The sequence below is a fragment of the Dysgonomonadaceae bacterium zrk40 genome, assembly GCA_016916535.1.
In the GTDB taxonomy this organism is placed as follows: Bacteria; Bacteroidota; Bacteroidia; order Bacteroidales; family Dysgonomonadaceae; genus Proteiniphilum.
The window spans coordinates 584,988-596,941 of record CP070276.1; the positions used below are offsets into that span (position 1 = coordinate 584,988).

Below are 11,954 nucleotides of genomic sequence, written 5' to 3' on the forward strand. Positions count from 1 at the left end.
GATAAGCTGTTTGAGCGCAGCGAGTTCTTATCATATAGCCTGTAAAACAGTAGCGGGTCTGTCAGAAGCAGTAAGACGTCGAAAAAAGAATCACACAACTTAAAGCTAAAAGCTAACAGCTAAAAGCTTAAAGCTATTTCTTCTTCTTCTTTTGTTTCCCGTACCCGTAGCCATAACCGCGACCGTAGCCATAGCCATAGGCATGGTGGAACTCATCCACATCGTTCACCACCAGCACCATGTTCTTGAGGCGGTTCTGCGCCATCATGTCGTTGGCAAAGCGCAGGTTCCCCTTGCTCGAGTAATTGGCGCGGCAAACGTAAACCGTGGCATCCGACACGCGGTTCAGGATCAGCGTGTCGGTCACCTGGCTCACCGGAGCCGAGTCGATGATGATGTAGTCAAACTCCTCACGCAGCTTCGCGAAGGCCGCATCCAGCGAGGGACGCGACAGCAGCTCCGCCGGGTTGGGAGGTATCGCACCCGAAGGCAGTGCGAAGAGGTTCTCCGTGATGCCCGAAGGCACGATCAAGCTGTCCAGATCCTTCTCGAAGCCCGAGAGATAACCCGTGATGCCGTCGCGCGTCTCCAGGTTCATGTACTCCCGCAGTCGCGGAATGCGCAGGTCCAGTCCCACCAGCAGCACCCGCTTGTTCAGCAGCGAGAGACTGATGGCAGTGTTCAGAGCCACGAAGCTCTTCCCCTCGCCCGATACGGTAGAGGTGAAGGTCACCACCTTGTTCTCGGCACCCAGTGTCAGCAGGAGGTTTGTGCGCAGCATGCGGAACGCCTCGTCTATGGGGCGTGTCTCGTTCTCCATCACCGCGATGTTCTCCTGCTCCTCGTGCTTCGGCACCTCCGATAGGATCGGCACCTTCGTCACACGGTCCACGTCGCCGCGGGTGCGTATGCGGTACTGCAGCATGTCCATCAGGTAGATGATACCCATGGGGATCAGCAGCCCCAGCATCAGCGCAGCAAGGAGGATGATCATGCGGCGTGGCGCCACCATCCCCTCGCTCGCCGCCTCATCCAGCACCTTCGCCTTGTTGGCGTAAGCCGCCAGCGCCAGCGCGTTCTCCTCCCGCTTCTGCAGGAGCATCAGGAAGAGGCTCGCCTTGATCTGCTGCTCGCGCGACAGCTCCATGAACTCCCGCTCCTGTGTCGGCACCGCGCTCACGCGCCCCCCGAAGAGGTTCGCCTGGTTGCGTGCCTCACGCCGTTGAATCTGCAGCCCCTGCTGCACGCTGTTGATCGAAGCGCCGATGCTCTCGCGCAGGCCGCTAATCTGCTCGTTCAGCCGCTTCATGGCAGGGTTGTCGTCCGTCATGCTCTGCGAGAGGCGCTCCCGCTCCAGCAGCAGGCGGTTGTATTCCGATGTGGTGGCCGACAGCGTGGGATCCTGCACCCCGATGTTGCTCGGTATCGTCTTGTTGCTGTTGGCCGGGTTGTCCAGGTAACTGTTCAGCGAACTCACCACGTTCAGCTGCGTCTCCACCTCCACGAGGCGCTGTTCGTACTGGCTCCCCATCTGCATGTCGCGTTGCAGGTCCGTCTGCAGGTCGGTCAATCCCTCCTCCCGCTTGTACTCCTCCACGTTCTGCTCCGCGGTGCTCAGCTCGTTGTCGATGATGGCGATACGCTCCTCAATGAAGAGCTGCGTGTTGCGTGCCTCCTGGTTCTTGTCCTCAATCGCCTCGTTGTTGTATACCTCAATCAGCGTGTTGATGAAATCGCGCCCCTTCTCCCGGTAGGGCGTGTTGAGCGCCAGGTTGATCACCGTGGCCTGGCGCGATGCCTGTGTCACCTCCAGGTTGCCCCGATAGGTGCCGATCACCGCGTCTGGATGCTGTATGGAAATGTAAAGCAGCCTGTTGTCAGGCTTGATCTCATGGCGACGGGTGAAGCTGATCGCCCCCACGTCGGTCAATATCACCGCCGGCAGCTGGGTGAAGATGGTGTCCAGCGCGTTGCCCGCCACCGTGCCTCTTATGTGCACCCGCTCCTCGCTCTCCATCTGCATCTCGAAGTGGATGGTCTCGCGCAGTCGGTCCAGGTCGCTCTGCGCCATGTCCACGATCACCGGGCTCTGCGTGTAGAGGTCGACACTCTTGATCCTACCCTCCACGATGTAGGAGGTATGCAGGTCCAGGCGGTTGATCACCGAGCGGATCATGGAGCGCGATTTCAGGATGTAAAGCTCGTTCTCCACGTTGCTCACCGAACTCATCATGGCAATCTCCTCCAGCGTGCCCGGCATGGCCGAGGGTCCACTCCGCCCCTCCTCCTTCAGCACCACGCTGCTGGCCACTTTGTAGACCGGGGTGGTGTAGCGCAGGTAGACGAACGCTGCCGCCAGTGCCACCAGCAGCCCCAGCACGATCCACTTCCAGTGCTTGATGAACAGCGTCGCGATCTCCATCACGGAAATCAAATCCTCTTTCTCCTCCCCCTGCATTCCCTGCAATTGTGTATTGTTGTCAGTCATATCATTTAAGTATGTTGATGAGCAGTGTCGCCACTGAAATCATGATCGAGGTCGCCGAGAGCCAGATGCCCGTTGCCGAGCCAATCTCCGAGTTCTTCGCCTTCACCTTGTTCGGCTCCACGTATACCACGTCGTTCTGCTGCAGGTAGAAGTCCGGGTGAAAGATCACGTACGGATCGTTCAGGTTCATCATGATCACCCGCTTGTTGCCATCCGCATCCTCGCGCAGAATCTTCACGTTGTCGCGCCGTCCCCATATCGTCATGTCGCCCGCCATTGCCAGTGCCTCCATCACGTTCACCTTCTCGTTCTGGATGGTGAAGGTGTTGGGACGCGCCACCTCGCCGATCACCGATATCTTGTAGTTCACGAAGCGCACCGTCACCACCGGCTCCTCTTTGAGGTAGGTCATCAGCAAACCCTTTATTTTATTCTCCGCTTCGCTCTTGGTCAATCCCTTCACGGTGATCATCCCCACCACGGGAAACTCCACCTGGCCGTTGTTGTCGACCAGGTAGGTCTGAAGCTGACCGGAATAGGTAGAAGCAGTTACTGATGTCCCTCTTGAAATCGTTGGCGTCACCAGGTTAAAAGGCCTGGAAGCCTCCGGGTCTGTGGTGCTCACAATAATCGTCAGCAAGTCCTTCGGCATGATGCGCGCGTCGTAAAGGGTGGTCGCTACGGCAAACTCCTCGGCACTCATCCGTTCGGTACCCTGCAGATAAGCAATCTTCTCGCTCGATCCGCAACTCGCAAAAAAAGCAGTGATCAGCAAAGCTGCAATCCAGTATAAAGTCTGTTGTTTCCTCATAAAAATCGTTGTTACGTTTTCAGCCCGTAAAGGTAGGCATAAATCTACTTTATAACGTTATCAGAAACGCTTTGTTTAATGAGTGTGAAAATATTCCATCACCTCATCCAGCTTGTTTAACCCGATCACCCCTTTCGGATAAAAGGCGGTAACCATGATCCGTTCAATAATGTTAGGAAATCTATTCCGCATATTATTTGGACAAATCAGCGTTATTTCATAGTTTTGTGAACTGAACATTGAAATTAATCCAATGAATAGTTCTCGAAATAAGGACTTAATTTTGTCTGTTTTCAGCGATACACGAACTGTGTTCTCGCTGAACGATGTTTCCATGCTCATCGGAGAGAGCGAATTTAAGAAGCTGAATGAGCGATTGAATTATTATGTCCGCAAAGGGAAGCTGCTTCGTCCGCGAAAGGGCATTTATGCCAAACACGGATATAAACCCGAAGAGTTGGCCTGTACGCTTTACACTCCATCTTATATCTCGCTTGAATATGTACTGCAAAAGGCCGGCGTTGTCTTTCAATATGATGAACGGATAACCGTGGTCAGCTATTTGAGCCGGAGTGTAGATATCGAAGGCCGCATTTATGCCTATCGAAAAATCAAGGGAGAGATCCTGATTGTCACGCAGGGTATCATCCAAACCGGTAATGTGAACATTGCTATACCTGAACGTGCCTTTCTGGACATTTTGTATTTGAATAAGGAATACTATTTCGACAACCTGACTCCCCTGGACAAAAATTTAATAACCAAACTTTTGCCGGAATATAATTCCAAAACACTTACGACAAAAGTAAAAAAACTGTTCGCCAATGGTTCATATCAACAAACATAAATTTTTTCTGATGCAGATACTCAAAGATATCTACTCCGATTATCGTATTGGATTATGGCATCGGCGAACGGAAATTGAAAGTGGAAATATCCAACCGGCAGTGGAACAACCGGTACGAAATAAAGAACTTGCTGGGTATCAACATGCAGGTAATGGTCGCTTCAGACATGTTTGCCCATAAACTCTGCGCCATGCTTGACCGTGGAGAAGTGACGAATCGCGATATCTTCGACAGTTGGTTTTTCATGCAGAAACAAACACCGATAAACAAAGATATTGTTGAGACACGTATGGCAATGCCACTGGCCGACTATATACAGAAATGTATCGGGCATCTCGAAAGCATGAGTGACCGGGGTATGTTGAATGGCTTAGGGGAATTAATGGATGAGGATATAAAGAAATTCGTTCGTTCCAAACTACGGACTGAAACTATATCCCTGCTTCAATTCTATAAAGAATTTCCGATTCTCGCATAGTGTGAATGAACATTCCTATAACAGGATGATATCCTCCGGCCCCAGCGGCATATAGGGCCCATCCTTCACATCATCCAGTAAATGATCATCAATCAGCATCAGCAATCCTTTTAGCGTCCATCATCCTAAATTTAAACAAGTAGAGTCCCATCAAGAGCAACAACAATATCACGAAGATACCCCACCCCATCAGCGGGTACAGCTGGATAATCAACGCCGAACAGAGCAGCTGCAGCCCGAAGTAGATCACCGACACCACCCTGTGCGGCATCTTTTTCTCGTTCACCAATATCTGGTAAAAATGAAGCCGGTGCGCCTCCATGATATTCTGTTTCATATAGAGGCGATGCACGATGGTCATCACCGCATCCACCCCATACACCATCAGGAAGCCCAGCCATATCAGGTTCTCCGTCTTCACGATCAGCAATAACAACAGCGTCACAATCCAGAAGGCGATGGCCACGCTCCCCACGTCGCCCGCGAAGCACCTCGCCCTCTTCCTGAAGTTGAAGAAGAGGAACACCACCGACGCCAGCATCGGATACCATATCAGGTCCGGATGCACGAAGTTGCCGTAGGTCATATTCACAACCTGCAGCGATGCCAGCACCGCGATGCTGTATAGGCCCGTTATCCCGTTGATGCCATCCATGAAGTTATAGGCGTTCACGATGCCGATGAAGACGATGTAACCAATCACGATGGCCCACCAGGGATAGATGCCGAACACCCCCGCCAGGTAAAAAGCGCAGCTCATGGCCAGCAGATGAAACAACAACCGTACCCGCTGCCCCAGGGACACGATATCATCCACGAAGCTCACCCCCGCGATCAGTGTGATGCCCGCGAAGAACCACAACCCCAGGGAAGAGAAATGAAACAGCAGGAACAGCAGCGCCGCCACCCACCAGATGATCCCCCCACCCCTTATGGTAATGTAATTGTGCGAACTCCGCTCGTTCGGTTTGTCAATGATGTTAAACCGATCAGCGATCCTGAAATAAAAAAGTTCTGCTGCAAGCAGCAAAACCAGAACAATCACATACGATAATAATGTACCCATACTTTGTTTTTACCTGAAACTATCCCTCATTCATAAATATATTTCAGATAGTTATTTCACTTCTTTTTAAAATCCGAAGGATTGATTATTGGTAAAATTGCACTATGTAAAAATGTGCCTCTAAATAACATAAATAGAATTCCTCTACTTGTTGACAACGACAATGAATTTATGGTAGTAATAAATTCACCCGGTATTGTGATGTCATTACCGTCAATATACTTACTCATCTCTAATATATTGAAAATGCAACTTACACTTGCCCTTCCAACATCACCTTCTATACCTTCAATGAAAATCTTAAAGTTCGAAATTGCAATAATACGGTTGTTTTGTATGTCAAATCGATGTTCAATGTTGATGTCAAAATTAAAAACAGCTTCGCTAGGAATCTCTTTATCCTTTCCAGATAAAGAATAATCAAGCAATTCTATTGTATCTATTTTGAAAGAAATTTTGTTATTATCCATTATCTGGTTTACTTTGATGCACTAAGAATATAAGGGATTTACAATCTCGTTATGGAATGGATTTTTATATCCGATAGATGATGCACTTTTCACGGTAATGTGATAGACATGTGTAACCGGTTCCTGTATTTGTTCTGCTACATTTAATAGCTCAATTCCCAACACAGAGCTTAAATCAGAAAGTAAATCTAAAGTGAAGTTATGGGTACCACTAAGCCAACGGGAAATTTCAGATGCATTCTTTTTTCCCATTGCGTTCATCAAATCTTTTTTCTTCCATCCCTTCTCTTTTAAGGCTCTGGATATTTTAGAAGCAATCATCATTCTCGTCTCAACTCTTTTTGCCTCAAGAGGGGAAACTGAACTTAATACTTTGCTAATAATGTCCACATTTTCTTTCATTGCCATTTTATATAATTTCCAATAGATTACAGTAATAGTGATGGTAATAGTTATTTTTTAATAGTAAATTCCAGTTCTCCTTCGAATTCTAATCCATCATCAGAATAGCAAATATTTTTATCAATTATGTTTTTAGTGATGGCTCTGGATATTTCTCTCATCAAATAGTTTTCTTTTGTGAGCTTAGGACTATCCTGAAATGCCCTTGTTTGTTTTGTTTTTATACCACCGCCTCCAATAATAATTATTTGCGAACCGTAGCGGATACAATAAACCCTTAATTTTGAATTTGGCACATCATATAAAGCACATACACCATCTCCATACCTACCCTCGTGAATTTTTAAGAAATCATCTATAATGCCGACTTTCTGTCCCATAGTTTTTATTCTTAATAAGATATTTGTCAGTTCATTCAGGTGTAGCTCCACATGTTCTTTTATAAACAATTCAAAAAGAGTGTCTTGACATTGATCTATTATAACAGAATAAACAGATGCTTTATTTCCGCTTAGGTGAGGTATCTTTTTAAGCCTGCATTTCATATTTTAATTCATCGTACAAAGATAACTAATTTCACTTATAAGCAAAATATTAATGTGTGAAATATTTATCCCTACCTAAATTTCGCTTATTAGCGAAACATCGCAAAAGATCTTGCAGTCTGAGTAAAAACGTCAGTATGTTTACTTAAAACTATCCAGTGTTATTCTCATCCCCTCCTTAGCCGATACCGGCATCTTGTCGATACCCAGCGCCTTCTTTATCTTGGCATTGCTCACCACATAGTTCTCCGTGAGCTTCCGCAACCGCTCTTTGTTCAGCGGCAGCTTCAAAGCCCCGCCAATGGCAGCAGCAGCATTCATCAACCCTTTCGGCAATTGCCAGATATGTGACTTTCTACCCACCGATTCACCAATCAATCGGATCAGTTCATTGGTCGACAACGACTCATCATCACCCACGTGATAGATCCCGCTCTCAATGTTCTCCTTCACAATCAGCTGCTCCACCACATAGGAGATGTTATCGATGGAACAGAAGGAACGACGGTTCTCATAGGCACCCAATGGCCATGGAATCCCCTTCTTCACCACGCTGTACAGCAGGTTCAGGTTCCCCTTGTTCCCCGGCCCATGAATCATACAGGGCCTCAAAATATATACTCTTTTAGCTAATAGCTGATCGCTAACAGCTGAAAGCTTGTTTAAGATATACTCCTCCGCCCTGATCTTCGATTCACCGTAGGGACCCACCGGCGCCGGTACAACCTCCTCCGTCAGCACATCACCCGGCACACTGTCCGCAGCTGCTTTCACCGAGCTGAAGAAGATAAACGTCCGCGCATCCGATTGCAGGAAGTAGTCGAATATCTTTTGCGTAAGGGCGGTATTCACATCAAAGTAAACCTGAGCCTCGCTCCTGTTCTTCGTGTCATGCGCTTTACCCGCCAGGTGCACAATTGCATCCACCGGAGGCACCTTACCCAGTTCATCCCAACCGAATATGCGTTTCACACCCTCCTTTTCAGGCTGATGAATATCCAGACCAAATATAGTATGGTTCCTGAACCAGCTGTTTGTGAAGTTGGTACCCACGAATCCGTTAATACCAGTGATGAGAATTGATTTCATATCATGTTATCAACTGATTGAAAAACTAAATCCATTTCTTGTTTGTATATGGTGTTGTAATTTTATAGATTACTCAAGCCCTAGTAGTTCGTGATATAATGTTAACGCATATGTATCAGTCATGCCACTTATATAATCAGTCACAAGCATAAGTCTGTTATATATATCTTTAGAGTATTTAGATTGGTTGTATCTATACTTATAATAACCAGAAATTAAATTAAATAATTTTCCATTCTTTGTTCCACTATCAAAACGATCTTCAGATAATACTGCACTTACAAAGATTTCTAATAAATAAGTCAAAACATTTTCACCCAATAGTTCCATTTTGGCTACACTCTTACTATTGAAATTATATTTAGCGATTTCTTTAGTAAAGCATCTTAACAAATGTGAGTCTGACTTTTCTAATAGTTCGTTTGTAAATTCTCCATTCAATATTTTTTCATGATTATCCATAAATACCTTGATAATATCTGGTATCATCTGTATTTGTATTTTAATCCTACATTCTTGTGCAATCAATAACAATTTTGAGGGAAATTTGCTGTTCGTTAATTCTTTATTTATTTCTTCTAATTCAGATGCTAATTTTTTGCATTTATGATCCGACTCATATTGTTTGGATTTCAATGTATCCATAAGAATTTCCCATGTGATTGTGCCTTTTTTACAACCATCTTCGATATCAGAAACCGAATATGCTATATCATCTGCGGCTTCTAATAAAAATACCAATGGATGCCTTTTTCCATCAAGTTCTAATTTGATATTGATATCATTAAATCTATCTTTATCAGATTGAAAATAACCATACTTTGTATTTGAATTTGAACCATCTATATTGGTTGAAGCATAAGGATATTTTATAATGGACGATAATGTTGGAAAAGTAAGGTTATATGAGTATTCATCTTTGGTTAAGCCAAGACGTAACAGTATTCTTAATCCTTGAACATTCCCATCAAATTTTTCAAAATCTGCTCTTTCTTGTGGGGTCAATTTGTCATGAAAATCTATAGGTGCATTATTTTTGAACAAATTCTTAAAGAACAATTTTATTGTATCCTCACCAAAATGACCAAATGGAGGATTGCCAATATCATGTATCAAACCAGCTACTGATAAAATTGAAGGTATATGTCCAATTTTGTCAGAAACGATATAATCCTTTTTATGAAGAATATTTTCAACACTAACTCCTATGCTTCTGGCTAGTCCTGATACTTCAACAGAATGTGTCAGTCTCGTCCTAGCAAAGTCGTTCTTTTCTAAAGGAAAAACTTGAGCTTTGTCTTGGAGTCTTCTAAAAGGAGAAGATAATGTAATTCAAGTTTCGCAAGTTGCTAACTTGCCAATTTTAGTTCATAAAAGTTGATAAAGTGAGCCAGATTATCCGATTTGTTAATGATTGCATCGAAGATCTCTTCCTCTTCAATGGAGAAGATCCCGGTCATGATTTTCACCATTTCGAGGATAATACCCCATATCCTCTCCGTTACAGAGAGCTCCATGCCAGAGTGTTGCACATCCCTGAAGATTCCGCCAATGGTCTCATAACTGGTAAACCTTTTGGCCAGGGAAAGCAAATTGTATTGCAAGGCCGTGATCGTGGTTGCGGCAAGCTGCGCTGCGAAGTTCCGGGACTGGCACTTGCCCATACCCAGCAATCCCTTGGTTTCCTTGAAGAAGACCTCGAGGGACCAGCGCATGGCATAAATCCGATAGGCTTCCAGGAACTCCAGGGAGAGGTTGGTCGTCATTATTCCATTCCAGGACTCCTTTTTTCTCTTCACAAAATAGATACGTACATCTGTGCCCGCAAAGCGAACGTCAGCGGTAATATACTGACAACCAAGCTTGCGGCTCCTTCTGGCTTCACCCCTGGCTTCAAGCAGATTGATCAGTGCCCGGGCGGTGAGTTCCTTCCCTTCAAAACCGTATTTTGTAACTCCCTTCTTCCCGATCTTGATCATACCCAGGTAATGGCACTTGATGTGCCGGGCACGTATGAAGCGAATCACCTCCGAGCAGGTGAACCAGCTGTCGGCAAGCAGGTAGTCAAAGCGGATGCCCTTTCTAATGGCTCGCTTTATCATGGTTATCATCAACTGGATCTTGCTCTCCCCGTACTCTTTTGCCCGCGTTACAACGGGGGAGGCTTCATCTCTATCCCTGGAAAACCGCGATTCGAGCTCCTTGTCGCTCATGCTGAAGTTGTTCTTCTTGCCCTTCTCCCCGAGGATGGCGAAGTCGAGGATGAACTGGCTCTTGCCATCCGTGATGCCCAGAAAGAGAGATTTGAAACCAAGGATCGTCTTGTGTCCCAGGTGGGAATAGACCCTGCCGATGTTTTCAATACGCCTTCCCGTCTTGGGAAAGTCGGTATCGTCCACCATCAGGCAAACAGTTTGATGCTTGTGGTCACTTCTCACGCGAACCTTGTTCCATATTTGAATGGTGAAGTGGTAGAGTATCTTGCGCCAATCATAAATTTCGTTGTTCACAAAACGGTAGAAAACATCCTTTTCGCAGCCAAAGAAGCCGCTTAAGGATGATCGACAATAATTGTAAGGATTCTTGATCATGAAACAGGGGAACATAATCAGCAACTCGAGCACCTGCAGCAGGGAATACTTGCTGTTGCATTTGCTCCTGCTCCCGAAGAGGACCTTCTCCGACATGTTGAAACCTTTTAGCATATCCGTCAGGGTAAAAAGGGCACTGTTTGAATCATCTTTCTTGAAAAAAACGCTGATTTCTGATAAAATGGAGTTACTTTTGTATATCGGCATAGGGCTGTTAGTATTTTTGGTTTTGACGCTTAAATATACTAATAATCTGTGAATTACAGAAGCCTCTATGCCGTTTTTTTATGCGATTATTTTTACTGAATTTTTACTTGCGAAACTTGAATAATGTAATTCTTGAAAAATCACTATCAAACGGATTTCGAGGATATTTATCTTCCTTATAATCTACAGTTTTATTACCTTTTGAATCTCTGAAACGTTCGGGATACAATAAAGTCTCCCATCTTTCCCGAATTTCTCTGTCAGTCATGATTTAGTTTATGAATTAAATGTGGAAGGATATTATGCTTATATCCAATTCTTAATGATGATGATTTTTCCAAAAGTTGATGTGCAATCCAAGCTCTATCTATTATGGGTGAAAATAATAGCGATCGAGAAAGAAGATTTAATAATTCCTCATCGCCTATAAGATAATCCCCGATAAAATGATAAGATTCTCCACTCTCCAAAATATATCCACTAGTAAAGCCCAGATGTTTAAGGACTTTAATTACAATTTTTACATTTGTCAATCCAATAGGAATGTGGAAATCTAATAATGGTAAATGCTTAATCTGTCCATTAATCAACTTCACCTTCGAATTTAAGGCTACATTTCTGGATGGGAAATTTTCATGAGAGAAATCATTGAGTTGGTACAAATTTTTAATCCAAAACTCATCCACTGCTTTATTATGATCCAACGCACTCCCTAAAATTTTATTAGATACTATTTCTCTTCCAAAATACGTAAGCATAATAGAGTCCCAAAAAGGCAATTTATATTTACTCCTAATAGCCATTGCCTCTTTGTATTGGATATTTTCAATGGCACCAAAATTTATCCTATCTTGTAATAATATTTGCTTTGGAAAATAATGAAATAACACTTCATTAATTTCAGGTATATTAGAGTAAATTTCTTGTAAAACTTCAATTGTGTTCATAAAACTAATTAA

General features: G+C 44.7%; 12 protein-coding genes. 2 read left to right on the forward strand and 10 right to left on the reverse strand.

Annotated elements, in window-relative coordinates:
• Positions 1 to 133: 133 nt before the first annotated feature.
• Positions 134 to 2,488, reverse strand: coding sequence for a polysaccharide biosynthesis tyrosine autokinase (locus tag JS578_02605; protein QRX64168.1), 2,355 nt, complete (start codon positions 2,486 to 2,488; stop codon positions 134 to 136).
• A 1-nt stretch (position 2,489) separates the two neighbouring features.
• Positions 2,490 to 3,299 carry a polysaccharide biosynthesis/export family protein gene (locus JS578_02610; GenBank protein QRX64169.1) on the reverse strand — a complete coding sequence of 270 codons (810 nt, stop codon included), beginning with the start codon at positions 3,297 to 3,299 and terminating at the stop codon, positions 2,490 to 2,492.
• Positions 3,300 to 3,552: 253 nt separating this feature from the next.
• Here JS578_02610 and JS578_02615 point away from each other — a divergent pair, with 253 nt between their 5' ends.
• Together JS578_02615 and JS578_02620 are read left to right on the forward strand one after the other, a co-directional pair.
• On the forward strand, positions 3,553 to 4,146 hold the full coding sequence (locus tag JS578_02615; GenBank protein ID QRX64170.1) for a hypothetical protein: 594 nt from the start codon (positions 3,553 to 3,555) through the stop codon (positions 4,144 to 4,146).
• 47 nt (positions 4,147 to 4,193) lie between these two features.
• On the forward strand, positions 4,194 to 4,625 hold the full coding sequence (locus JS578_02620) for a nucleotidyl transferase AbiEii/AbiGii toxin family protein (protein ID QRX64171.1): 432 nt from the start codon (positions 4,194 to 4,196) through the stop codon (positions 4,623 to 4,625).
• Positions 4,626 to 4,713: 88 nt separating this feature from the next.
• On the opposite strand, the gene JS578_02625 is transcribed toward JS578_02620, so the two are convergent.
• From JS578_02625 to JS578_02660, 8 genes are all read right to left on the reverse strand, one after another.
• Entirely contained in the window at positions 4,714 to 5,691 is a 978-nt protein-coding gene (locus tag JS578_02625; protein ID QRX64172.1) for a glycosyltransferase family 4 protein, read from the reverse strand.
• A gap of 56 nt (positions 5,692 to 5,747) precedes the next feature.
• Complete coding sequence (locus JS578_02630; protein ID QRX64173.1) at positions 5,748 to 6,161, reverse strand: hypothetical protein; 414 nt, start codon at positions 6,159 to 6,161, stop codon at positions 5,748 to 5,750.
• A 21-nt stretch (positions 6,162 to 6,182) separates the two neighbouring features.
• Positions 6,183 to 6,569: a helix-turn-helix transcriptional regulator gene (locus JS578_02635; protein ID QRX64174.1), complete on the reverse strand. Its 387-nt coding sequence runs from the start codon at positions 6,567 to 6,569 to the stop codon at positions 6,183 to 6,185.
• Positions 6,570 to 6,613: 44 nt separating this feature from the next.
• Entirely contained in the window at positions 6,614 to 7,108 is a 495-nt protein-coding gene (locus tag JS578_02640; protein QRX64175.1) for a hypothetical protein, read from the reverse strand.
• 141 nt (positions 7,109 to 7,249) lie between these two features.
• Positions 7,250 to 8,197, reverse strand: a complete 948-nt coding sequence (locus JS578_02645) for an NAD-dependent epimerase/dehydratase family protein (GenBank protein QRX64176.1) — start codon at positions 8,195 to 8,197, stop codon at positions 7,250 to 7,252.
• Between the two features lie 69 nt (positions 8,198 to 8,266).
• On the reverse strand, positions 8,267 to 9,529 hold the full coding sequence (dgt, locus tag JS578_02650) for a dNTP triphosphohydrolase (GenBank protein ID QRX64894.1): 1,263 nt from the start codon (positions 9,527 to 9,529) through the stop codon (positions 8,267 to 8,269).
• 17 nt (positions 9,530 to 9,546) lie between these two features.
• Entirely contained in the window at positions 9,547 to 10,995 is a 1,449-nt protein-coding gene (locus JS578_02655; protein ID QRX64177.1) for a transposase, read from the reverse strand.
• A gap of 260 nt (positions 10,996 to 11,255) precedes the next feature.
• Positions 11,256 to 11,942, reverse strand: coding sequence for a hypothetical protein (locus JS578_02660; protein ID QRX64178.1), 687 nt, complete (start codon positions 11,940 to 11,942; stop codon positions 11,256 to 11,258).
• Between the last annotated feature and the right edge of the window lie 12 nt (positions 11,943 to 11,954).